Origin of the sequence: Mesorhizobium sp. ISC25 (assembly GCF_042295465.1) — a bacterium.
Taxonomy (GTDB): Bacteria; Pseudomonadota; Alphaproteobacteria; order Rhizobiales; family Rhizobiaceae; genus Mesorhizobium.
Genome location: NZ_CP135441.1, coordinates 3,549,769 through 3,573,330, shown reverse-complemented (window position 1 = coordinate 3,573,330; position 23,562 = coordinate 3,549,769). Strand labels below are relative to the sequence as shown.

Sequence of the window (23,562 nt, the reverse complement as noted above, 5' to 3'; positions counted from 1 at the left end):
TAGGGTCTTCGTTCAGGCGGCGGCCGATTGCTTGGACAGACCGACCTTCAGATCCGTTGCCGCATATATGGGCTCGCCATCTGCCTTCAGCCAACCATCGGCGATACCAAGCACAAGCCGACCGCGCATCACTCGCTTGAAGTCGACGCCGTACTCCACCTTCTTGACCGAAGGCGTGACCATCCCTTTGAATCTCACCTCACCGGTCGACAGCGCCATCCCCTTGCCGGGTTCGCCGAGCCATCCAAGATAGAACCCCGTCAACTGCCACATGGCGTCCAGGCCCAGGCATCCCGGCATGATCGGATTGCCGATAAAATGGCAGGCGAAGAACCACAAATCCGGCTTGATATCGAATTCCGCGCGGATGAAACCCTTGTCGAACGCACCGCCAGTTTCGCTGATTTCGGTGATGCGGTCGAACATCAGCATCGGCGGATAGGGCAGCTGCGCATTTCCCGGTCCGAACAGCTCGCCGCGGGCGCAGGCAAGCAATTCCTCGTAACCGTAACTGGACTTCGAACCCGCCATCAATCTCGTCCCCGTGATCGTCCCGGGCGATAGGCGCCCTTGTCGGTGGTTTCCTAACACAATCTGTTTCAGGCCGGAAACCGGCGTTTGCGCTTAACCTGCCCATCTGCCCGGGTCAATGCGCGCTATTGATCGCATTCGGCCGACAGAATATATGTCAGGACACGTTCAGTTTCGGCAGATGCTCTATTTCTGCCATTTTGGACGTGTCTGAGGCGGAACTGTGAGCGCGACGGATAGATGGATCTGGGTTGCCGGAAGGATAATGTCGCTGTGGACAAGCGGGTTCGCGAGGCCGGTCTGAGGCCGACACGCCAGCGCATCGCGCTGGCCGATCTGCTTTTCGCCAAGGGCGACCGTCATCTTTCGGCCGAGGAGTTGCACGAGGAAGCGCTTGCCGCCGGCGTGCCGGTGTCTCTGGCCACCGTCTACAATGCTCTGCACCAGTTCACCCAGGCTGGCCTTTTGCGCATCCTCGCCGTCGAGGGATCGAAGACCTATTTCGACACCAACACCTCCGATCACCATCATTTCTATATCGAGGGCGAAAACAGGATCTTCGATATCGACAGCGGCCCGGTGACGGTTTCCAACCTGCCGGAACCGCCGGAAGGCATGGAGATCGCCAATGTCGATATCGTGGTGAGACTGCGTCCGAAACGCTGCGACTGACCGGCGCCTTATGAAATTCCTGGATTTGACGCTCCGGCTCGAATGGGTCGCCGTCGCGGGCGCGGCTCTTGTCTTCTATGCAATCGCCGGTGCTTCCTGGTGGCTATTTGCAGTGCTCATTCTGGCACCCGACCTGTCGATGCTGGGTTACATGGCCGGGCCGCGCGTCGGGGCCGTCGCCTACAACGCCTTGCACATACTGATCTTGCCAGTTCTGCTGGCGCTTGTCGGCAGCGTCTTTGACAATGCAATGGCGATAGCTGTTGCGCTGATCTGGATCGCCCACATCGCCATCGACCGCGCTCTGGGCTATGGCTTGAAGCTGTCGAGCAGTTTCCAGGATACCCATCTCGGCCGCATCGGCCGCTAGACCATCTCCGAACCGAAGATCAGCGAAACAAAATGCCGGATCCGGTGCTTGCAGCGCTGGCCTAACCTCCGGTTCGGAAAGGTCAGTTCTTGACCTTTTCGCCGGGATAGGCACCCCAGACGAGCGACTGGGCGAGCCAGCCGGTATGGCCGTCGAAGGTCATTTCGCACCACTGGCCATCGCAGGACTTGATCGTGCCCATCACCCCCGGTTCGAGGATCGCGATGACGCCTGCATCTTTTGCCGGGTCGTCGAGGAGGTTGACGCGAGCGTCCTTGCCGCGCTGCCAGGGGGCGACGATCGCCGTGCGGCGGCCCGAAAGCAGCGACTGATTGATCCAGCCTTCCGAGCCGTCGGCATCGCGCACCCGGCGCCACGTATCGAACTCCTGGATGATCTCCATCGGCAAGCCTGGCTTCATATACATCCAGTCGACGGAATAGTTGACGCCCGGCCCGACGCGCGAGTTGACGCGGCCGGATTTCAGGCTGACAAAGCGCGGCAGCGGCAAGCCGCTTGGTCCGAGCGTGACGCTCTGGGCGGGTGCCGCCGCACTTTGCGCCATCACCAGTGGGCTATGGATGAGAGCGCCGAGAAATGCTGCACTGAGGGTCAGGCGGAGCGACGCGAAACCAGACACTTTCGTTCCTTTCGGCGCCGGCCCATCGGCCTTCGCGCCCCTTTTTCTTTGTCTTCGGCGGAACCTCTTGTTACATGGATGACCGGTACCGCGATCGGCTCTCAGTTTCGCCGTTCTTGGTTAAAGAGGTCTCAACGAGATCGGGTTCGAGGAAACAATGGCAGGCAAAAAGAAGCCCCTCGTCGTCATCACGCGCAAGTTGCCCGACCCGGTCGAGACCCGCATGCGCGAGTTGTTCGACGCCCGCTTGAATGTCGAGGACAGGCCGATGACGCAGCCGGAATTAGTGGCGGCGGTCAAGGAGGCCGACGTGCTGGTGCCGACCGTGACCGACAATGTCGATGCGGCGCTGATTGCCCAGGCTGGCGACAACCTCAAGCTGATCGCCAATTTCGGCAATGGCGTCGACAAGATCGACGTTGCGGCAGCGGCCAAGAAAGGCATCACCGTCACCAACACGCCGAACGTGTTGACCGAAGATACGGCCGACATGACCATGGCACTGATGCTGGCCGTGCCGCGGCGGCTGGCCGAAGGCGCCAACGTGCTGACCGGCGATAGGAAATGGGCGGGCTGGTCGCCGACCTGGATGCTCGGCCGGCGTATCTGGGGCAAACGGCTCGGCATTGTCGGCATGGGTCGCATCGGCACCGCCGTCGCCAGGCGCGCCAAGGCCTTTGGCCTCTCGATCCACTACCACAACCGCCATCGCGTGCTGCCGGCAATCGAGGACGAGTTGGAAGCGACGTATTGGGAAAGCCTCGACCAGATGCTCGCCCGCATGGACATTATCTCGGTCAATTGCCCATCGACACCGGCAACTTTTCATCTGCTGTCGGCACGGCGGCTGGCGCTTCTGCAACCGTCAGCTTACATAGTCAACACCGCGCGCGGTGATATCATCGATGAGGAATCGCTAGTCAAGCTCATCCATGACGGCAAGATCGCCGGCGCCGGCCTCGACGTCTACGAGCACGAGCCGGCGCTGAACAGCAAGCTGCTGAAGCTCGCCCACAAAGGCAAGGTCGTGCTGTTGCCGCATATGGGTTCGGCGACGCTCGAAGGCCGTATCGACATGGGCGAGAAGGTGATCATCAACATCCGCGCCTTCTTCGACGGTCATCGCCCGCCCGACCGCGTGCTGCCGCTGCGGGCGTGACCTGCCATCATGCCGGCATGGTCTTGCCGCGGCAACCACGCGTTCGTCTTTTGGATAATGTTGGCTTACGAAAGCACCTTGCGCATGGTGATTGAGGTCGGCCGGTCGTAGCCCTTGTGCGCTGTCTGTTCGGTTTCACGAAAACCGAGGCGGGCAAAGGCTGCGTGATTTCCGATCAGCTCGATCCGGGTCTGGAGCTCGATGGCGGTCCTGTTGTGGCTACGGGCAAGATCTTCGACGGCCTGCATCAGCCGTTTTCCAACGCCTTGTCCCTGAAGAGCCGGCTCGACCGCGAGCTTTCCAATATAGAGGTCGTCTGCGCGCTTCAGGACGAAGACGCAACCGACGATCTCGCTTTGCTTCAGCGCCAGGAATGCTGTCTCCTCGATCGCTTTAGCCCTGAGATTTTCGACGGTGAGCCGATGCGCCGAGGACGGCGGGTCAATAACCCCGTCCATGAAGGCGAAGGCGCGCAGGACAAGTGCCAAGACCTCGTCCCAACGGTCGAAATCGGCCGCAAGCTGCACGATGGAAACGTCGGCAGGCAGGCTCACCGGTTGGTTCGCTTGTAGCGGATCGTGTCGAAGCGTGCCGCCAGCGCATCGTAGAGCAGCAGTCGTCCGACCAGCGGCTCGCCAATCCCGGTGATCAGCTTGATCGCTTCCATTGCCTGCAGCGTGCCAATGACCCCGGTCAGCGCGCCGACAATGCCGGCCACCGCGCAGGACGGCACCAGTCCCGGCGGCGGCGCCTCGGGAAAGAGATCGCGGTAGCTTGGGTTCAACGTGCCGTCCGGGCCGCTTTCGAACGGCTTCAGCACCGTGACCGAGCCGTCGAAGCGGCCAACGGCGGCATGCACGAGCGGCCGGCTCTCGGCGGCGCAGGCGTCGGCTACCGCGTAGCGCGTCTCGAAATTGTCGGAGCCGTCAGCGACGATGTCATAACGGGCGATGAGAGCAGGGGCGTTGTCCACGGTCAGCCTGAAATTGTGCTCTTCCACGACGACGTTTGGATTGATGCGGATGATCGCCGCTCTGGCGCTGTCGGTTTTCGCCATGCCGACATCGCCCGTGGCGTGGATCACTTGTCGTTGCAGGTTGGAAAGCGAAACGATGTCGTCGTCGACGATACCGAGGGTGCCAATCCCTGCGGCGGCGAGATATTCGAGCACCGGCGCTCCCAATCCGCCGGCGCCGATGACCAGCACCCGTGCCCGCTTCAGCCGCTGCTGGCCGGCGCCGCCGATCTCGGGCAGCACGATGTGGCGGGCGTAGCGTTCGAGCTCTTCATCGGTAAGGGCGGCTGTGATCATCGCCGGACCATATAGCGGAGGAGAAAGCTTGTCAGGCATCAATGCATGCTGCGCAGAAGTGCGGCATGAACCAAGTTCAAGTGGTCGGCCTGACCTTACCGTGATCGACGGTCAGGAATTGCGCGCGTCCCTTGAGGCTGTCAAACAACGCGGCATCGGTCCCGGTCATGAAGGCCTGGCAGTTCAGTTCCTCCAGGATCGAGAACAAGGCCGCCCGTCGACCGCCGTCGAGATGGGCGGCAATCTCGTCGAGCAGCAGGATCGGCGTCATGCCCGACATCTCGCCGGTTAGCCGCGTATGCGACAAGACAATGCCGACCAGCAGCGCCTTCTGCTCGCCGGTCGAACAGAGCTCGGCCGGCATCGCCTTGGGCCGGTGGCGCACCACGAGGTCGGAACGGTGCGGGCCGTCGAGCGTGCGTCCGGCGGTGCGGTCGCGGTCGCGCCCCTGGGCAAGCGCGCGACGGAACCGTTCCTCTAGGTCGACGGCCGGCAAAATACCGATTTCGCCTTCCAGTTCGCCCGAGATGCCGATGTCGGCTTGCGGAAACGGTCCGTCGCCGGGCAGCCGGTCGATCATGGCGGCGAGCAGGCGCACCAGTTCGGCACGCGCCGCGGCAATTGCCACGCCGGTCTCGGCCATTTGCATCTCGATCGCATCGAACCAGGCACCGTCGCGCGAACCGTCGGCGAGCAGTCTGTTGCGGCCGCGCATTGCCTTTTCGTAGTCAAGCGCGCGCTGGCCGTGGCTGGGATCGATCGCCAGTACCAGCCGGTCGAGGAAGCGCCGACGATCGGCCGCCGGCCCGGGGAACAGGCCGTCCATGGCCGGTGTCAGCCAGACCACGCGCAGCCATTCCAGCATGTCTTCGGCTGAGCGTGCCGCCGCGCCGTTGATCCGCACCCGCCTGCCGCCTTCGCCGTCGCTGCCCGGTATCCCGGTACCGATCTCGACCTGGCCTTCCGGCCCGTCAAGCCGAGCATGCAGCGCGAAGCCACCGTCGCCGCCTTCGCGCGCCACCTCGGCATAGGGTGCGCGGCGCAGGCCGCGGCCTGGCGTGAGCAGCGAGATCGCTTCAAGCAGATTGGTCTTGCCGGCGCCATTGTCGCCGGAGAAAACCACAGCGCCGGGATCAAGGTCGATTGCCAACGCCGCATAGTTGCGGAAATTCGTAAGTGTGAGCTTACTTATGTAGGTCTGCTGCGGTTTTGCAGATCTGGTCACGACAGCAAGATGGCCCCGTTCGGGCCCTACACCCGCATCGGCATCAGCACGTAGAGCGCGGTCTCGTCGGCCATGTCGTGGATCAGCGTCGGGGAACCGGCATCCGCCAGCATGAACTTCGCCTCCGTGCCGGTCAGTTGCGCGGCAACGTCGAGCAGGTATTTGGCGTTGAAGCCGATCTCGATCGGATCAGACGAATAGTCGGCCGCCAGTTCCTCGGTGGCACTGCCCGAATCCGGGTTGTTGACCGCAAGCGTGACCTGCCCTTCGGCGATCGAAAGCTTCACCGCCCGGCCGCGTTCGGACGAAATGGTCGAAACGCGATCGACGGCAGCGGCGAAACTCTGACGATCGATAATCAGCTTCTTGTCGTTGCCGGTTGGAATGACGCGCTGGTAGTCCGGGAAAGTGCCGTCGATCAGCTTGGAGGTCAAGATGACGCTGCCGATGGTGAAACGGATCTTGGTGTCCGACAGCTCGGTGGTCACTGCAACATCGGGATCGTCGACCAGCTTTTGCAGCTCGCTGACCGTCTTTCGCGGGATGATGACGCCAGGCATGCCCTCAGAGCCTGCCGGCGCATCGATCTCGGCGCGCGCCAGCCGGTGGCCGTCGGTCGCGACCGAGCGCAGCTTCAGCTTGCCGCCGGCCTCGTGCGTGTGCAGATAGATGCCGTTCAGATAATAGCGCGTCTCCTCGGTCGAGATGGCGAACTGGGTCTTTTCGATGAGGCCCTTTAGTCCGACGGAATCGAGCCGGAAAATATGCGAGAACGACCCGGCTGAAAGTTCGGGAAAGTCGGACTGCGGCAGGCACTGCAGGCGGAAGCTCGAGCGCCCCGACGTCACCGTCATGGCGTTGCCGTCTTCGTCGGTCTTCAGCGCCACCTCCGCGCCGTCGGCAAGCTTGCGCACGATGTCGTAGAGCAGATGCGCCGGGACCGTCGTCGCCCCGCCACGCTCGACCTTTGCCGGCGTTGCTTCGGTCACCTCCAGGTCGAGGTCGGTCGCCTTCATTTCAAGGCTGGCCCCCTCAGCGCTGAGCAGCACGTTCGACAGGATCGGAATGGTATTGCGCCGCTCGACCACGCGGTGAACATGGTTGAGCGACTTCAGCAGATTTGACCGTTCCAGGATAACACGCATGACGAAACAGGCTCGCTTGAATGAATGAACGGGTCTCCGGCAAGCGGCGCCCCGCGAAAGGTCTGAACAGGCTCAGAATCTGCGTAAACTGACAGGAAAAACCCGGCAAACGCAAGCCCGCGCCACCGGTTCGGACCGGCTGCACGGGCTTTCTGGGGATAAAAAGGCCGAAGTCCGCGAGCCGACGTTTTTCGGGCCGTCAGGCCTGGTCGTTGATCAGCCTTCTCAGCAATTCGAGTTCCTGCGCCAGTGTGTTGTCGGCACCGGAAAGATCCTCGATCTTGCGCACCGCATGCAGCACGGTCGTATGGTCACGACCGCCGAACCGCCGCCCGATCTCCGGCAGCGAGCGCGGCGTCATCACCTTCGACAGATACATGGCGACTTGCCGTGGCTTGACAATGGTGCGTGTGCGCCGGTTAGACAGAAGTTCGGTCTTCGACACGTTGTAGTGGCGCGCGACGATGCGCTGGATGTCCTCGATACGCACCCGCTTGGGTTCGCCCGAACGATAGATGTGGCCGAGGATCTCGTCGATGCGGTCGATGGTGATCTGCGGTTCGAAGGATTGGCGAAACAAAAGCTGGTTGAAGGCACCTTCGAGCTCGCGCCCGCTGCCGGTCACCGTGCGGGCGACGTGGTTGAGGATCTCTTCGGAAATATCGAGCGACGCATCGTCGAGCTTGGCGGTGGCCAGCCTGAGCTTGAGCATACCGATGCGCATGGCGAAATCCGGGGCTGACATTTCCAACGCGACGCCGCCATTGAGGCGCGAGCGGACGCGTGGCTCCAGCGACTCCAATTCCGACGGCGGCCGGTCGGCAGCGACCACCACTTGCTTGGCGCTGTCGAGCAGCATGTTGATCAAATGGCAGAATTCGTGCTGGATCGACTTGCCCTGCAGGAATTGCATGTCGTCGATGATGAGGAGGTCGATGTCGCGCAGCTGTTCTTTCAGCGTCAGTGCGTTGTTGTCGCGGATCGCGGTGGCGAACCGCCACATGAAATACTCAGCCGTCAGATAGACGACCCGCGATTTCGGATTCTGCTTCAGCGATTCTGCGGCGATGGCCTGCAACAGATGCGTTTTGCCCAGCCCGACCGTCGCGTGAAGAAAGAGCGGATTGAAACGCACCGCGCTCGACTGCGATTCCGCGACCGCCTTGGCGGCGGCAAAAGCCACTCGGTTCGATGGTCCTTCGATGAAGGAGGTGAAAGTGTAGCGTGGATCGAGTGGCGAACCGAGAACATTGTGCCGGAACTCGGTTTCTGCCGGCATCCCCGGGCGGGGTGCCGGGACCCGTTCGACCCTGCTGGGGCTCGCCGTGCCGGCGGAGAGCGCGGTTTGCGTCTGCCTGGTCATCTTGCGCGCCGGGGCCACTTCTGGCTCGACGCTGTTGCGGCCCTGGCGTGTGGCAGTACGAACGACGATCTCGATCTTGAGGATCTCCGGATCCTCGTGCTTCCACAACTCGGTGATGAGATCGAGATAGTGGCCGTTGATCCATGAACGCAGGAATGCGGTTGGCACCGAGATGCGAACAATGCCCTTGGAGGATTCAGCGACCTTCATGCGCCCGAACCAGCTCGAATAGACCTCGGTTCCCAGACGCGCCTTCAGCTGGGCCTTGACCCGATCGAACTTCTGTTCAGCTTCATTGGAAGCCGCCATGTCGTTCCTTCCGATTAACGTTCCAGGAAATGGGAGGTCGCCTGTAAGCTCCCTTTCGATGCCGCCGCTCTGCATGATCGAGTTCCTTGTCTCTTGTACCTGTTTTCCGCCGGGGATGCGCCTCCTGCATCCATGTTTCCGGCGACCGTGTCTTCGCTGCGACACCATCGCCGCCGCCGGCTGATGAATCGCCTCGTTGTCGGTCCGGCGCCGAAGAGCCGATCCGCTTTGGTCATGTCAGGGCAACAAAATGCCGTCCGGCGAAAAACCGCCGGCGCACCGTCGACCTGCCATGTACAATTACGCCAGTCCCCTACCGTATCGAAAAGACAAACCAACCCCGTCCGCGGAGTTGAATCCGCGCTGTAAACTCTGCCAATTTGAGCTGGCCGGTTTCAGGCTGGTCAAGGGCCAAGGGCCCGTCCCTTCGATGGACAGACATTACCGAAATCGCTGTGGATAGGGCAAGGCCACCCCTAACGGATTTTTAAGGAATCTGACTAGCAAGGGACGTTTCGAACGCCATGCTGCAACAGTTGATTTTGACAAAGCCATTGTGATTCAAACCCTTTTCCGGCGAATATGAAAAAGGCCACACAACGCGAAATTTTCTGAAATAATTCACTTGACAGCCAATTGTCGCCTATCGGCCGCAGCTGATGTGAACAAGCTGTGGATCACCATCGGTAAGCTTCTGAAAAGAAACGGTAATCTGTGACGCTCGGAAATTTTCGTATTGGCGGTTTCGGAGGCTCCGAATATGAGCGGGCATGTATATGCCGGCAAAGCATTTCGAACTTTGAAATGCTCGCGGACGCCGTTTTGCGGGCTTTCTTTTAAGTACTTGCCGGCAAACGAAAAAACCCGGCGCGATCGGCCGGGTTTGAACAAGCGCAGTTCACGAAAAGGTATATTAGGCTGACAGCACCTTGACCCGTTGGGCCAGCCGCGACACCTTGCGCGATGCCGTGTTCTTGTGCACCACGCCCTTGGTCGCGGCGCGCATCAATTCCGGCTCGGCTACCTTGAAGGCAGCCTGTGCGGCCGCCTTGTCGCCAGCCGCCAGCGCCTCTTCGACCTGGCGGATGTAGGTCCGGACGCGGGAGCGGCGGTTCTTGTTGATCGCTGCGCGACGGGCGATCTTGCGCGTTGCCTTTTTGGCCGAGGAGGTATTGGCCATGGTGCCTCTCTTCTGATCTGGTGGGCGCTTGCGGGATACCGCAGGGCGCAAAAAACAAACGGGCAGCCACAGGGCCGCCTCGGTTGGTGCGGCTTATAGTTCAGCTTTTCCGGCGCGTCAACGCTGCAGCGCTTTCTTTTTGACCGACGCCTTCGTCATCTCATCGGTTCGTGAAATTCGGCTTCCGCTTGCCGGTGAAGGCCGCCATGCCTTCCTTCTGGTCATCCAGCGCAAACAGCGAATGAAACAGCCGGCGCTCGAACCGCAGACCCTCGGTGAGCGTCGTCTCATAGGCGCGGTTGACGGCCTCCTTTGCCATCATCACCGACGGCAAGGAAAAACTAGCGATCTTGGCCGCTGCCTTAAGCGCTTCCTCGATCAACTCGCCGGCTGGCACCACGCGCGAGACCAGGCCGGAACGCTCGGCCTCGGCTGCGTCCATCATTCGCCCCGTCAGGCACATATCCATCGCCTTCGACTTGCCGACGAAGCGGGTCAGGCGCTGCGATCCGCCCATGCCAGGCATGACGCCCAGCGTAATCTCGGGTTGGCCAAACTTGGCGGTGTCGGCGGCGATGATGAAATCGCACATCATCGCCAGTTCGCAGCCGCCGCCCAGCGCATAGCCCGCCACCGCCGCGATGATCGGCTTTCGTGCCCGCGTAAATTCTTCCCAGCCGACGAAGAAATCCTGCAGATAGGCATCCACATAGGAGATCGACTGCATTTCCTTGATATCGGCACCTGCCGCGAAAGCCTTTTCCGAACCAGTGACGACCATGGCGCCGATGTCGGCATTTGCGCCCATGCTGTTCACCGACGCGACCAGTTCCGCCAGCACTTGTGAATTCAGCGCATTGAGCGCCTGCGGCCGGTTCAGCGTAATCAGCCCGACCTTGCCGCGGGTTTCGACGATGATGGTTTCGTAGCCCATGCTTTGCTCCTCCTCCTCGCTTCTGGTTCAAGCCTGACAGGTCCGGCAGTGGAAAGTCGAGCGACCGCTTTGCACGATACGCTCGATGTGGCCGCGACAACCAGGCTTGGAACAGGCTTCGCCCTCGCGGTCGTACACCGCGAAAGAATGCTGGAAGTAGCCCAAGGATCCATCTGTCTGCATATAATCGCGCAACGACGAGCCGCCGGCGGCGATCGCATCGGCGACGACCGAGCGGATTGCTTCGGCCAGGCTTTCGCTCTGCTCTTTGGCTTTCTTGCCGGCTCTCGCGAGGGTGCCCGCTTCGCGCAGCGGCGACAGGCCGGCCCGCCAAAGCGCTTCCGAGACGTAGATATTGCCTAGCCCGGCGATCAGCCGTTGGTCCAGAAGTGCCGCTTTCAGCGGTGACTTGCGACCTTTCAGCAACGAAGCGAGCAGCGCGCCATCCAGTGCATTGCCCGTAGGCTCGACGCCCAATCCCGCCAGCATCGGATGCAAGTCGGGCTCCCCTTCCGAAAACAGCATAAACCCGAAGCGGCGCGGGTCGTTGAAGATCACGCGAGAGCGGACGCCGGCAGGTGATACGATATCGAAGACGACGTGATCGTGAGCGGTGTTTTTCGAACGTTCGTAGTGGAACGCGCCGGGCGTTGCGCTCTCGTTGGCCGTTTCGATGCGAAACGACCCCGACATGCCGAGATGGCAGATCAGAACCGGGCCGTTGTCCACGTGCATCGTCAGATATTTGGCACGGCGGCCGAGCGCCGCAATCGTCTTGCCGGTCAGCCGCTCCGAAAATCTCTCGGGGAACGGAAACCGCAAATCCGGCCGGCGTGCCTCGACACCGACAATACGGGCACCTTCAAGGGCCGGCTGCAGACCGCGCCTGACTGTCTCGACCTCCGGCAGCTCAGGCATGGCCACCTATCGTGGCATGGAAGGAGGTGCCGTGACGGCCGCGCGCCAGCCCGAGATGTTCGGCCACGGTTTCGCCGATGTCGGCAAATGTTGTCCTCAGTCCGATGTCTGCGCCTTTGAAACCTGGCCGTGTCCCGATAACCGGAATACGCTCGCGCGTGTGGTCGGTGCCGCGCCACGTCGGATCGTTGCCGTGATCGGCGGTCAAAATGAGCAGATCGCCTGGCCTCAGCCGTGCGAATGCCTCGGGCAGGCGCCGGTCGAAAGCTTCGAGTGCGGCGGCATACCCCGCAACGTCGCGCCGATGCCCGAACTCGGTGTCGAAGTCGACAAAGTTCGCGAAGACGAGGTCGCCGTCGCGGGCGTCTTCCATGGCACCAAGCGCTTTGTCGAACATCGCCATGTTGCCGGCAGCCTTGCGGACTTCCGAGATCCCCCGATGGGCGAAAATGTCGCCGATCTTGCCGACCGCGATTACCCGGCTGCCGCGCGCCGTCAGCCGGTCGAGCAGCGTCGGTTCCGGCGGCGGTACGGCATAGTCGCGACGATTATGCGTTCGCTCGAACGTGGCGGCGGTTTCACCGATAAACGGCCGTGCGATGACGCGTCCGATATTCAGCGGATCGACGAGCCTGCGCACCACTTTGCAGAACTCGTAAAGCCGTTCCAGGCCGAAATGGACCTCATGCGCGGCGATCTGCAGGACGGAGTCGATCGAGGTGTAACAGATCGGTTTGCCGGTGCGAATATGGTCTTCACCGAACCGTTCGATGATCTCGGTGCCCGGAGCATGGCAATTGCCGAGAATGCCGGGCACCTTCCCTTCACGCACCATTGCTTCGGTCAACTCGGCCGGAAAGGCGGGAATCGTGTCCGGGAAGTAACCCCAGTCGAAACGGACCGGCAGGCCGGCTATTTCCCAATGCCCCGATGGCGTGTCCTTGCCGCTCGAAACCTCTTGGGCCGCGCCGTGAAAGGCGGCGGCAAGCGGGGCACTGCCGCCATTCTCGAACCTGAAATCCGTCGCCGTTGCCGCGGCCTGGCCGAGGCCGAGCGCGAGCATGTTTGGTACGAGAAGGGGTCCGTCACGCAAGCCTTCGCGATCGGCGCGGCCTTCCGCGCAGGCCCGCGCGATGTGTGCGAACGTGTTGGAGCCGGTGTCGCCATAGCGTTCGGCATCGGCCGCGCCGCCGATGCCGAAAGAGTCAAGGACAAAAAGGAAGGCGCGTGCCATCGAAAGGTTCATCATTGCCTGTGTGTTGGCTCAGACATAGGGTTCCGCGCCACCATTGGCAATTCGGAAACCCAAACAGCACGGCTTGGCGTGCTGGTCCGGGAGAGACGAATCGCGGCATGGTCGATCTGCCGATGGAAATGCGCGGCGTGGAGCTCGCATGAGGCCTGCCCCGAACGCATTCGCCGCCGTACTGGCTTTGCTGCTGGATGCGTCTTGCGCAAACCTGTCGCGCGCCGATTGGCGCGATGTTATCGGAACGTTCCGTATCGGTATCGTCGCCGAACAGTTGCTGGTCAGAGGGACTATGTGCTGGCTGCGGTCATCGTACGCCTTGTCTCGGCCCGCGGTCGCAAGCAATAGCGAGAGCCCGGTTAGTGGGCTTCAGGCGTCAGCAATCGCTGCACGGAATGGTCGGGCTCCTGCGCGGCCGCAGATAATAAGTTTCCGCCATCGATATCGAATTGAAGACCGAGCTCAATCCGAACCGGCTTTGGCCGTCCGCCGACCAGGTGATGATTGGCTTGTAGGCGAGATCGCTTTCGACCCGAATGAGGAAAGTGCCTTTGATTTTAAGCGCGCTCGGGACCGTTGTGGTGGAATCCTTGACCGCGTCGACGCTAGAGACGCCATCGACCAGTTTGCGCGACCACACGACCAGGACTTTCGGCGTCGTCTCGTTCGTCACCTGTATCGCCGTGATAATGATCTTCGGTTTCGACCGGTTGTAGGGCTGCAGCGTGGAACTGCCGATCGCCATGATGGCATCGACATCGGCCGCCTTGACGGTCTGCTGCTGCGTGACGAGATCCGCTACCATGCTGCCGATGCGGCTGACCTTTTTGCTGGTCTCGATGGCTTGCGAGGCCTCCATTGTCATAAAGTACATGATCAACAGGACAGGCACGATGAGGGCAAACTCGACAGCCGCAATACCGCGGCGGTCCGAGCAAAGCCGGACTGCTCTTGTACAAATCCCTGCGATGCCCAGCTGTGCCCCCGCACGAATCATGGCTTTGCCCTTTTCAAGCGACTACGTGGTTCAGTTGTCGAACGGCTCGTTCTGCCAAGTGATCGAAGCAAAATGCAGCGTTTTGCCGTCCTTCAGGTTGGCCATCGATTTGGCCATGAAGTCGGTCATCACCGGCCATTTGTAAAAAACCCGCAGCATGTTTCTCGACTCCGCCAGGCCAGGTGCGACGGTGAAGGTCTGTGTGCTCGTGCCCTTGGTCAGCACGACATCGCCATCCTGGATCTTGAAACCGGACAGCGCCGCATCGGCGAATGTCGAATATTCGCGCAAATCCACCAGCAATCCAGGACAGGTGCTGGCGACCATGATCTCCAATTTGGTGCAGATCATATCCCGCAGCTTGGTCCCGGACACATCGGCCGGTCTTAGCTGGCCGGTACGCAGTTGGCGCGCGATGTCGTCTGTGGCGTTTGCCATCACTTCTTGTGCGGCAAATGAAATGCAGCTCTCCAGGATGGCGAAGACCAGAAGCGCGAATGGAATTGCAAGCATGGCGAATTCGATCGCCGTGCTTCCGCGTCGGTCGCCCAAAAACCGTCCGGGAAAACCTGCTCGTCCTGCCTTGCTCATGTTCTCTACACGCCGATGCCGGTTCTATATCGGATCCACCCTTAGTCGGAACCGATTGAAGTCCGGTTGGAATGACCGTTAAATTCAGCGGAAAGGCCTTAACCCGGCGATAACCGAAGCACGTTCCCGCAAAAGGCGGAGAAGTCGGCTAGCTAATGCCCGGCGCTCATCTCGGCTTCAGAGGCCTTCTCGGCATCGCTCTTATACGAGCTTTCGCAATACGGCGCGCAGGACATGGTCTGTACTTCGGAACGCCGATAGATGCGCACCGACGATGCTGCCTGGCGCACGACGGTTATTTGCTCATCGACGATCGGGTTACCCTCCTGGTCGAGGACGACGAGATTGGTGACGCCAAATCCCTTGCCGGTCAGTACGATCGTCGATGCGTCCTGCACGGAGGCGTCGGCGATCGCCGGATTGCCGACGACAATTGTATCGGCGGCGCGCGACAATTTGATAATCTTTGCCTGGTTCATCGTCACCTCGATGCCGGCCCCCGCCTTGGCTGGAACGGCGAAAGCCGCTGCGGCAAAAAGCACGGCAACTGGAAATGATGATCTCGGCCCGGCCATCGAGGCGCCCCCTGGCAAACTGTTCAACGGAACATGAACGAGATTGGTGAACCAACCGTTAAGCGGCTGGAGTTCAGGATTAAGCCGGAACCGGCATTGGGCCAAGCCGGCACGGCTGGCACGTCCTTGCCGAATTGCGGCTTTTGCGCCTTTTGTCAGCCCGTAGGCCCAGCGGCGGGTATTTTAGTTCTGGGTTAACCACGCAATGTCGTCGAAGCGGGAAAGGAATCGGTAAGCCTGTTTATTAAGCCGATTGAAACAGCTTCTCCTTAGATTCGCAGTATCCGATCAGCCACCAAGAGAAGTTGACGGAAGTGCTGTAACAATTGGAGTAGGAGCTCGAATGTCTAACCTCATCGCACGTTTTGTGAAGGACGAATCCGGCGCGACCGCTATCGAATACGGTCTGATCGCCGCCCTTATCGCGCTCGCCATCATGGTCGGCGCCGGCTCGCTCGGCAACGCGCTGAACGCCAAGTTCACCACCATCTCCACTAAGGTGAGCGGTAGCTGATCGTAACAGGTTCGCTTGTTCTCCAAATAAGGGCCGCCGCACTGGCGGCCCTTATTTAGTCTTTAGCCCCAGCACGATTTGAAATTCGGGCCTCATCAATCGTTAAGCGAATGTGACTAGGCTGAGGGCCAGATGCAATTTGACCACAGGCGCGCCGATGCTTGAAGCCGTGATCTTTGTCGTGTTTCCGTTCTGCATGCTGTTTGCCGCAATCTCCGACATGCTGTCGATGACTATCGCCAATCGCGTGCCAGTGTTGCTTGTGGTTGTCTTCGCCTTGGTTGCGCCTTTGGCCGGCATGGACTGGGCCACCTATGGCTGGCATTTCGCCGCCGCCGGCCTGGTGCTCGCGGTGACGTTCGGCCTGTTCGCGCTCGGCGGTATGGGCGGCGGCGACGCCAAGCTGCTGGCCGCCACTGCGATGTGGATGGGACTGAACATCCATCTCATCGAATACCTCGTCGCCTCGACATTCATCGGCGGTCTGCTGACGCTTGCCATCCTCGCCTATCGGAAATCGCCGCTTGCCGCCGTCACAAGCCACAATCCGTTCCTGCGCCATTTCGCCGATGAGGCGACCGGCGTTCCGTACGGCATCGCGCTTGGCATTGGCGGTCTGCTCACCTATTCCGACTCGCCATTGATGGCCTGGGCACTTACCAGGCTGGCGGGCTAAATTTCGCTTTACGCCGTTGGCGCCGAGCAGGCGAGTTGGCCACGTTTTCCTTCGGGCCGGGCTTGTCGGTCTAATTTATGTAAAGGTTAAATTAATCACGATCGTAAGTATAGCATTAACCTTGTTTTGACGATTGCCGCTGCAAAGTCCCGCTTGGCTACGTGGTTTGCCAAGGCGAGGTTCGGACAGATGCCAGCATCCCGATTGATTATTCTGAGCGTGGCGATAGCCGCGGCCGGTGGTGCAGGCTATGTCGCGAAGAACATGGTCGTGGCTCCGCCGCCTCCGGTTGTCGATTCCGGTCCTCAGGCGCCGGCGATCGCGCTGCAGGATGTGCTTGTTCTTTCCGGCGACGTTCCGATGGGCAGTCCGCTTGAAAACAACATTTCCTGGGAGTCATGGCCGTCCGCAGGCATCAACGCAAATTTCATCACCCGCGCCGCCGAGCCTGAAGCGCTGGACAAGCTGAAGGGCGCCGTCGCCCGCGTGGCGCTCTACGCCGGCGAACCGCTGCGCCGCTCGAAGCTGATCGGTGAAGGGCAAAGCTTCATGTCGTCGATCCTGCCCTCCGGCATGCGGGCTGTCGCCACAAGCATCTCGGCGGACACCTCGGCCGGCGGCTTTATTCTTCCCAACGATTTCGTCGACGTCATCATGACCCGCAGAGCCGATCCCGCCAATGGCGGTGGTCCGGGCTTCACGACCGAAACTATCCTCAAGAACATTCGCGTCCTGGCGATCGACCAGACCATTCAGGAGGACGAGGAAGGCAAGAAGACCAGGGTTGGCCAGACCGCCACCCTGGAACTGACGCCGCAGCAGTCCGAGATCATCACCGTCGCACAGCAGATGGCGGATCGCCTGACTCTGGCGCTGCGCTCGATCAAGGACAGCCAGGACAAGAATGTGGGCGAGGCCGATTACCTGGTTTCCGGCAATGGCCGGCGCGGAACCGTGCGGTTGATCAAGTCGGGCGAAGTTTCCGAAGTGGGGGCAAGGAAATGAGGCTAAAAACCAAACTGCCGCTCATCCTGGCTGCGGCGATCGGCCTGTTTCTCCTTGGAACGAATGCATATGGCATTCTCGATGCCAGTGCGGCGGGCAATGCCAGGGTTACGGCTTCGACCGCCACCCAGCGGGTCAAGCTTGGACTGAACAAGTCGGTGGTCATCGACCTGCCGAGTGATGCCTACGACATTCTCGTCGCCAACCCTGCGGTAGCCGACGCGGTGACCCGTACCGCCCGCCGTATCTATCTGTTCGGAAAGGCGGTCGGCGAGACCAACATCTTCGTCTTTGGACCGAATGGCGAGCAGATCGTCAGCCTCGATCTGGCGGTCGAACGCGATGTTGCCGGGCTGGAGGATTATATCAAGCGCTTCATCCCGTCGTCGGAGGTCAAGATCGAGTTGCTGAACGACAACGTCGTTCTGACCGGAACCGTGGACACTCCTCTGGACGCCAAGCGCGCGGCCGATCTGGCAAACATCTTCGTGTCCGGCGGCGAGGCGACCACGGGTCAATATTCGCAGACCGCTGCCGGCGGTTCGGCTGAAGCTGGCGTCGCCATCGACAACCCGGATGCCGAGCGCCGCGTCAGCAAGATCGTCAACCTGCTGCAGATTATCGGCGACGACCAGGTGACGCTGAAGGTGACGGTCGCGGAAGTCAGCCGCTCGGTGATGAAGCAGCTCGGCGTCAACATGGTCGGCAACGGCAGCAGCAACGGCATTAGTTGGAAGTCGTTCAGCACCCCCGCATATGGATTAGGAAAACCACTGTCGCAATTTTCGGGGGCCTCGATCGGCACCTCGACGCTCCAAGCGTACATAAACGCCATGGAGCAAAGCGGTGTCATGAAGACGCTGGCCGAGCCGACTCTCACCGCCGTCTCCGGCGAGAAGGCGACCTTCAAGGTCGGCGGCGAATTCAATATCATCACCGGCCGAACAAGCAACGTTTCAAACGATAATCAAACTGGCCAGATTACCTACGAACACGAACGCCTTGAATATGGAATTGGGCTCGAATTCCAGCCGGTCGTGCTCTCGGCGGGCCGCATCAGCCTAAAAGTGAGGACGTCGGTTTCGGAACCTACGACGGAAGGCGCGGTAGCGCTCGAAGGGCTTGGTGACTTGCCCGGCACCACTTTTCTGTCGATCCGCAAACGCCTGGCCGACACCACAGTGGAATTGCCCTCCGGCGGTTCCATGATGATCGCGGGCCTTGTCCGCGACGACATCAGGCAGGCGGTTGCCGGGTTGCCCGGCCTGACCAAAATACCGGTGCTAGGCACGCTGTTCCGCAGTAGGGATTTCGTCCGCAACGAGACCGAACTCGTCATCATCATCACGCCCTATCTGGTGAAGCCGGTGGCGCGCAACGATCTTGCCAAACCGGATGACAATTTCAACGCAGCCAGCGATGGCGCCGGCATGTTCCTTGGCCGCGTCAACCGTGTCTACGGCACCATGCAGACCGACAAGCCCAACGGCCGCTATCACGGCGTTGTCGGCTTCATCTACAAGTAAGCGGGGAAGTGGACATGTCTCAGTCAGTATCGAAGGCAAGGGCGGTCACCGCGATACAGTCCGTCCATTCGCGAATCTGGCGGCCGGCCGTTCCCATCATGGCGATCGCGGTGGCGGCATCACTGGCCGGCTGCGCCAATCGCGACAGCGTCACGGTCGGTGCCATACCGGACGATTATCGCACCACCCATCCGATCGTCATCGCCGAGAAGGTTCAGAAGATCGATCTTCCGGTCGGCGCCGGCGACCGCGGCATGACCAGATCGCAGCGCGACACGCTCCTGGGCTTTCTCAACGGATACGATAGGAGCGCAGCTCCGGTGCTGACCATCGAGATTCCGAGTGGCTCGGCCAACGAAATCGCAGCGGCCGCGGCCGGCCGCGATTTCGCCAGGCTTGCCATAGCCAGTGGCATCAGCCGGAAGCGGATCGCCATGCGGTCCTATCAGTCTGTTTCGGCCGAAGCGTCCGCACCGGTCCGTGTTGCTTACGTCTCGGTGAAGGCTCAGACGGATAAATGCGGGCGCTGGCCCGAAGACCTGCTGGAGACTTCGGAAAACAAGCACTATGCCGATTTCGGCTGTTCGTATCAGAACAACCTGGCTGCCCAGATGGCCAATCCGTCCGATCTGATCGGGCCACGCAAGCCGACGCCGATCGACGCGGAAAATCGCGGCGCGGTGATCGACGTCTATCGTGACAGAGGTATTTCGGACGAATTCCTCGGCAATTCGGAAGTCGAATATTAACGAGTGTTGAGGCTCAACAAACCCTAGGCCGCGCAAGTCACGGAAAGTGATGACAATGAGCAATCTTGCCTATGACACAGAGGTACCGGGCGGCGAAATCTCGGAGCAGGATATTGCCGCGATGCAGGCGTTGCGGCCGATCCCGCGCATTTCGATCCAGGCATTTTGCGAGACCGAAGGCGTAGCCAATCCGGTCGAGCGCGCCGGCGAGGATCGCCGCATGGCCAAGGCCCATCTGAAGGTGCATATGGGGGGCATCTCCACCGCTATCGAATTCTATCAGTCGGCGCCGACACCAAACCTGATCCTGCTTGAATCGCGCAGCGAGCCGAAGCTGTTGCTGGAACAACTCGCCCAGCTTTCCGAGCATTGTGATCCGACCTCCAAGGTGGTGGTTGTCGGCCACTACAACGATGTCGGCCTGTACCGCGAACTCATCCGTTCGGGCATTTCCGAATATGTCATCGCGCCCGTATCGATGGCCGACATCGTCAGCGTGGTGTCTTCGATCTTCGTTGATCCGGAAGCTGAGCCGATCGGCCGCTCGATTGCCTTCATCGGCGCCAAGGGCGGCGTCGGCTCCTCGACCATAGCCCATAATGTGGCCTGGGCCATGTCGTCCCTTTTCAAATCCGAAGTGGTTGTCGCCGATCTCGACCTCGCCTTTGGAACGGCCAATATCAATTTCGACCAGGACCCGGCACAAGGCATTGCCGAGGCGGTCTTCTCGCCGGAACGCGTCGACGAGGTCTATCTCGACCGGCTGCTCGCCCAATGCGCCGAGCACCTGTCGCTGCTTGCGGCACCTTCGACCCTGGAACGGGTCTACGATTTCGATCCCGACGCCTTCACCCAGCTTATCGACATAGCCCAGCGTAGCGCGCCGCTCCTCGTGCTCGATGTTCCCCACGTGTGGGCCGGCTGGACCAAGAACACGCTGCTCAAGGCCGACGAGATCGTCATCACGGCAACGCCCGAACTGGCCAATCTGCGCAACACAAAGAACCTGGTCGACATGCTGAAGCGGCTTCGTCCGAACGATCCTGCACCAAAGCTTGTAATCAACCAGGCCGGCGTGCCGAAACGTCCCGAGATTACGCCGTCCGACTTCTCCGAATCACTCGGCCTTTCGCCGATGTCGGTCATCCCGTTCGAGCCGCTTTTGTTCGGAAATGCTGCCAATAATGGACGTATGCTCGGTGAAATGGATGCCAAGAGTCCGGTCGTCGCCACGATCAACGAGATCGCCCATGTGCTGACAGGGCGCAGCGAAATCAAGGTGAAGAAAAAGGCTGGCCTCGGCAACCTGATCGGCAAGCTTTCGCGCAACAAGAAGTGATGCCTCAGCGGTGGAATTGGTAAGCGATCATGTTTGGTAAAAGAGGCAGCGACGACGGCAACCGGACCATTCCGGAATTCCGTCAGCCAGCACCTGCTGCGCCGGCGGCCGCGAACCCTGTGGAAGCTGCGATAGCTGCCAGGCCAGCGGCGCTGCCGCCATCCGGCGCGCCTGCCACGCCGGCGGTTCGCCGTGCGGTCGAGCCGCCGCCATTGGCCCCGGAGCCGAAAACTATCCAGCGCCAAAAGAGCGAAACCTACTACGACACCAAAAGCCAGGTCTTCGCCGCACTCATCGATACGATAGATCTGTCGCAGCTCGCCAAACTCGATCCCGAAAGCGCGCGCGAGGAAATCCGCGACATTGTCAACGACATCATCGCGATCAAGAATTTCGCGATGTCCATCGCCGAGCAGGAAGAGCTTCTCGAGGATATCTGCAACGACGTTTTGGGCTACGGGCCGCTGGAGCCACTGCTTGCCCGCGACGATATTGCCGACATCATGGTCAATGGCTCCAAGAACGTCTACATCGAAGTCAACGGCAAGGTCGAGCAGACCGGCATCCGTTTCCGCGACAACCAGCAGCTCCTCAACATCTGCCAGCGTATCGTCAGTCAGGTTGGCCGCCGCGTCGATGAATCAAGCCCGATCTGCGATGCGCGTCTTCCTGATGGCTCCCGTGTCAACGTCATCGCACCGCCCCTGGCTATCGACGGCACCGCACTTACCATCCGCAAGTTCAAGAAGGACAAGCTGACGCTCGACCAGCTGGTCAAGTTCGGCTCGATTTCACCGCAAGGGGCCGAGATTCTCAAGATCATCGGCCGCGTCCGTTGCAACATCGTCATCTCGGGCGGTACCGGCTCGGGCAAGACGACGCTGCTCAATTGCCTGACCAACTATATCGACCGCGAGGAACGCGTCATCACCTGCGAGGACTCGGCTGAGCTGCAATTGCAGCAGCCGCATGTGGTGCGTCTCGAAACCCGTCCGCCCAACCTCGAAGGCGAGGGCGAAGTGACCATGCGCGACCTGGTCAAGAACTGTCTGCGCATGCGCCCCGAACGCATTATCGTCGGCGAAGTGCGCGGACCCGAAGTGTTCGACCTGCTGCAGGCGATGAACACCGGCCATGACGGCTCGATGGGAACGATCCACTCGAACAGCCCGCGCGAATGCCTCAACCGTATAGAGTCGATGATCGCCATGGGCGGCTACACGCTGCCGCAAAAAACCGTGCGCGAAATCGTCGTCGGCTCCGTCGACGTGATCATACAGGCTGCACGCCTGCGCGACGGATCGCGGCGTATCACCCACATCACCGAGGTGATCGGCATGGAAGGCGACGTCATCATCACCCAGGACATCGTTCTCTATAACATCAAGGGCGAGGACGCGAACGGCAGGCTGCTGGGCGAGCACGTGTCGACTGGCATCGGCCGTCCGCATTTCTGGGAGCGCGCCCGCTATTACGGTGAGGAGCAGCGCCTCGCGGTTGCGCTCGAGGCGATGGAGAAACGCGCTGACTGATCCGTCTGGAAGCGTGGGGGCCAGGGTCGATGTTCGGAATTGACGGCACTGTATTGGCATTCGTCGTGCTCGCCGGCTTCAGCGCCGGCGCTGTGGCCTATGCTTTCCTGTTCAACCGGATCAGCACCGAGAAGCAGGTCGGCAAGCGGCTTGAATCGATCAAGACCGCCGAGACGGATCGTTCCGTCGTCAAGGCTTCGCGCGATCGCGTGGCGGAAGCGGCCAAGCGTCGCAAGTCCGTCCAGGATTCGCTGAAGGATCTCGATCAAAAGCAAAAGTCCAATCAGAGCCTGGTCAAGAAACCACCGCTGAAGATCCAAATCCGTCAGGCCGGCATGAAGATTTCGCTTGAGCGCTTCTATGTCTACTCGGCGGTCTGCGGCATCGTCTTGACGGCTCTTGTCTATTTCATCGGCGCACCGTTGCTGGTCTTGCCGGCTGCGCTGCTGGTCGGCGTCTTGGGTCTGCCCCGCTGGTTCGTCTCGTTTCGCCGCGCGCGCCGCGTCAAGGCGTTCCTCAACGAATTTCCGAACGCGCTCGATATCATCGTGCGTGCGGTAAAATCCGGCCTGCCGCTGAACGATGCCGTGCGCCTGATCGCCAACGAATCCCCCGAGCCGGTCAAGACCGAGTTCCGCCGCATAGTCGATTCGCAGCAAATGGGTTTGTCGATCCCCGACGCGGCCATGCGCATGCCCGAAACGATGCCGTGCACCGAGGCGAGCTTCTTCGGCATCGTCATCCAGATCCAGTCTCAGGCCGGCGGCAATCTTTCCGAAGCGCTGGGCAATCTTTCGCGCGTGCTTCGCGACCGCAAGAAAATGAAAGCCAAGGTCCAGGCGTTGTCCATGGAAGCCAAGGCATCCGCCGTGATCATCGGCGCGTTGCCTTTCGTCGTCGCCTTTCTCGTCTATTTGACGAGCCCGAACTACATCATGCCCCTCTTCACCACCAGCACCGGCCATCTGATCCTCGGTTGTTCCGGCATCTGGATGTCGATGGGCGTCCTGGTAATGCGCAAGATGATGAACTTCGAAGTCTAGGACTCGCG

General features: G+C 60.8%; 25 protein-coding genes. 11 read left to right on the top strand and 14 right to left on the bottom strand.

Going from position 1 to position 23,562, the window contains the following annotated elements; all coding sequences use genetic code 11:
* Positions 1 to 12 precede the first annotated feature (12 nt).
* Positions 13 to 531 carry a 3-hydroxyacyl-[acyl-carrier-protein] dehydratase FabA gene (fabA, locus tag RQ479_RS17795; RefSeq protein WP_352464844.1) on the bottom strand — a complete coding sequence of 173 codons (519 nt, stop codon included), beginning with the start codon at positions 529 to 531 and terminating at the stop codon, positions 13 to 15.
* Between the two features lie 240 nt (positions 532 to 771).
* Here fabA and irrA point away from each other — a divergent pair, with 240 nt between their 5' ends.
* Both irrA and RQ479_RS17785 read left to right on the top strand, forming a co-directional pair.
* Positions 772 to 1,203, top strand: coding sequence for an iron response transcriptional regulator IrrA (gene irrA / locus RQ479_RS17790; RefSeq protein WP_023676913.1), 432 nt, complete (start codon positions 772 to 774; stop codon positions 1,201 to 1,203).
* A 10-nt stretch (positions 1,204 to 1,213) separates the two neighbouring features.
* Positions 1,214 to 1,573, top strand: coding sequence for a DUF4260 domain-containing protein (locus tag RQ479_RS17785; protein ID WP_352464845.1), 360 nt, complete (start codon positions 1,214 to 1,216; stop codon positions 1,571 to 1,573).
* A gap of 82 nt (positions 1,574 to 1,655) precedes the next feature.
* Here the strand turns inward: RQ479_RS17785 and RQ479_RS17780 are convergent, their stop codons facing one another.
* Entirely contained in the window at positions 1,656 to 2,213 is a 558-nt protein-coding gene (locus RQ479_RS17780) for an SH3 domain-containing protein (protein WP_023676915.1), read from the bottom strand.
* Between the two features lie 157 nt (positions 2,214 to 2,370).
* On the opposite strand from RQ479_RS17780, the gene RQ479_RS17775 reads away from it, so the two are divergent.
* Positions 2,371 to 3,372, top strand: coding sequence for a 2-hydroxyacid dehydrogenase (locus RQ479_RS17775; RefSeq protein WP_376702028.1), 1,002 nt, complete (start codon positions 2,371 to 2,373; stop codon positions 3,370 to 3,372).
* Positions 3,373 to 3,437: 65 nt separating this feature from the next.
* Here the strand turns inward: RQ479_RS17775 and RQ479_RS17770 are convergent, their stop codons facing one another.
* The 12 genes from RQ479_RS17770 to RQ479_RS17715 all read right to left on the bottom strand — a co-directional run bounded on the left by RQ479_RS17770 (position 3,438) and on the right by RQ479_RS17715 (position 15,170).
* A complete protein-coding gene (locus RQ479_RS17770; RefSeq protein WP_352464847.1) occupies positions 3,438 to 3,926 on the bottom strand; it encodes a GNAT family N-acetyltransferase in 489 nt (162 codons plus the stop codon).
* Positions 3,923 to 4,684, bottom strand: coding sequence for a molybdopterin-synthase adenylyltransferase MoeB (locus tag RQ479_RS17765; protein ID WP_376702027.1), 762 nt, complete (start codon positions 4,682 to 4,684; stop codon positions 3,923 to 3,925). The genes RQ479_RS17770 and RQ479_RS17765 overlap by 4 nt, the downstream gene beginning before the upstream one ends.
* A gap of 76 nt (positions 4,685 to 4,760) precedes the next feature.
* On the bottom strand, positions 4,761 to 5,909 hold the full coding sequence (gene recF / locus RQ479_RS17760) for a DNA replication/repair protein RecF (RefSeq protein ID WP_376702026.1): 1,149 nt from the start codon (positions 5,907 to 5,909) through the stop codon (positions 4,761 to 4,763).
* A 26-nt stretch (positions 5,910 to 5,935) separates the two neighbouring features.
* Positions 5,936 to 7,054 carry a DNA polymerase III subunit beta gene (gene dnaN, locus RQ479_RS17755; RefSeq protein ID WP_023676920.1) on the bottom strand — a complete coding sequence of 373 codons (1,119 nt, stop codon included), beginning with the start codon at positions 7,052 to 7,054 and terminating at the stop codon, positions 5,936 to 5,938.
* A 199-nt stretch (positions 7,055 to 7,253) separates the two neighbouring features.
* Positions 7,254 to 8,801 (bottom strand): chromosomal replication initiator protein DnaA, encoded by a 1,548-nt coding sequence (gene dnaA / locus RQ479_RS17750; RefSeq protein ID WP_376702025.1) that lies wholly within the window; start codon positions 8,799 to 8,801, stop codon positions 7,254 to 7,256.
* Positions 8,802 to 9,639: 838 nt separating this feature from the next.
* Positions 9,640 to 9,906: a 30S ribosomal protein S20 gene (rpsT, locus tag RQ479_RS17745; RefSeq protein WP_023676922.1), complete on the bottom strand. Its 267-nt coding sequence runs from the start codon at positions 9,904 to 9,906 to the stop codon at positions 9,640 to 9,642.
* Positions 9,907 to 10,066: 160 nt separating this feature from the next.
* Positions 10,067 to 10,840 (bottom strand): enoyl-CoA hydratase, encoded by a 774-nt coding sequence (locus RQ479_RS17740; protein WP_376702024.1) that lies wholly within the window; start codon positions 10,838 to 10,840, stop codon positions 10,067 to 10,069.
* 27 nt (positions 10,841 to 10,867) lie between these two features.
* Positions 10,868 to 11,758, bottom strand: a complete 891-nt coding sequence (mutM, locus tag RQ479_RS17735) for a bifunctional DNA-formamidopyrimidine glycosylase/DNA-(apurinic or apyrimidinic site) lyase (protein ID WP_376702023.1) — start codon at positions 11,756 to 11,758, stop codon at positions 10,868 to 10,870.
* Entirely contained in the window at positions 11,751 to 12,992 is a 1,242-nt protein-coding gene (locus RQ479_RS17730) for a phosphopentomutase (protein WP_376702022.1), read from the bottom strand. Before RQ479_RS17730 ends, mutM begins: the two co-directional genes overlap by 8 nt.
* A 391-nt stretch (positions 12,993 to 13,383) precedes the next feature.
* Positions 13,384 to 14,004, bottom strand: a complete 621-nt coding sequence (locus tag RQ479_RS17725) for a TadE/TadG family type IV pilus assembly protein (protein WP_023676926.1) — start codon at positions 14,002 to 14,004, stop codon at positions 13,384 to 13,386.
* A gap of 30 nt (positions 14,005 to 14,034) precedes the next feature.
* Entirely contained in the window at positions 14,035 to 14,595 is a 561-nt protein-coding gene (locus RQ479_RS17720; protein ID WP_292654014.1) for a TadE/TadG family type IV pilus assembly protein, read from the bottom strand.
* 152 nt (positions 14,596 to 14,747) lie between these two features.
* Entirely contained in the window at positions 14,748 to 15,170 is a 423-nt protein-coding gene (locus tag RQ479_RS17715) for a pilus assembly protein N-terminal domain-containing protein (protein WP_352715763.1), read from the bottom strand.
* 343 nt (positions 15,171 to 15,513) lie between these two features.
* On the opposite strand from RQ479_RS17715, the gene RQ479_RS17710 reads away from it, so the two are divergent.
* The 8 genes from RQ479_RS17710 to RQ479_RS17675 all read left to right on the top strand — a co-directional run bounded on the left by RQ479_RS17710 (position 15,514) and on the right by RQ479_RS17675 (position 23,554).
* The gene (locus tag RQ479_RS17710) at positions 15,514 to 15,684 is read left to right on the top strand and encodes a Flp family type IVb pilin (protein ID WP_292654016.1); all 171 of its coding nucleotides are present in this window, start codon (positions 15,514 to 15,516) and stop codon (positions 15,682 to 15,684) included.
* Positions 15,685 to 15,841: 157 nt separating this feature from the next.
* Entirely contained in the window at positions 15,842 to 16,360 is a 519-nt protein-coding gene (locus tag RQ479_RS17705; protein WP_292654017.1) for a prepilin peptidase, read from the top strand.
* 189 nt (positions 16,361 to 16,549) lie between these two features.
* Complete coding sequence (gene cpaB, locus RQ479_RS17700; protein ID WP_023676931.1) at positions 16,550 to 17,365, top strand: Flp pilus assembly protein CpaB; 816 nt, start codon at positions 16,550 to 16,552, stop codon at positions 17,363 to 17,365.
* Complete coding sequence (locus RQ479_RS17695; RefSeq protein ID WP_376702021.1) at positions 17,362 to 18,891, top strand: type II and III secretion system protein family protein; 1,530 nt, start codon at positions 17,362 to 17,364, stop codon at positions 18,889 to 18,891. The genes cpaB and RQ479_RS17695 overlap by 4 nt, the downstream gene beginning before the upstream one ends.
* Positions 18,892 to 18,905: 14 nt before the next feature.
* Positions 18,906 to 19,640 (top strand): CpaD family pilus assembly protein, encoded by a 735-nt coding sequence (locus RQ479_RS17690; protein WP_292654020.1) that lies wholly within the window; start codon positions 18,906 to 18,908, stop codon positions 19,638 to 19,640.
* A gap of 55 nt (positions 19,641 to 19,695) precedes the next feature.
* Positions 19,696 to 20,979: a CpaE family protein gene (locus RQ479_RS17685; protein WP_376702020.1), complete on the top strand. Its 1,284-nt coding sequence runs from the start codon at positions 19,696 to 19,698 to the stop codon at positions 20,977 to 20,979.
* Positions 20,980 to 21,008: 29 nt separating this feature from the next.
* Positions 21,009 to 22,511, top strand: coding sequence for a CpaF family protein (locus RQ479_RS17680; protein WP_292654022.1), 1,503 nt, complete (start codon positions 21,009 to 21,011; stop codon positions 22,509 to 22,511).
* A gap of 29 nt (positions 22,512 to 22,540) precedes the next feature.
* On the top strand, positions 22,541 to 23,554 hold the full coding sequence (locus tag RQ479_RS17675; RefSeq protein WP_376702019.1) for a type II secretion system F family protein: 1,014 nt from the start codon (positions 22,541 to 22,543) through the stop codon (positions 23,552 to 23,554).
* Positions 23,555 to 23,562 lie beyond the last annotated feature (8 nt).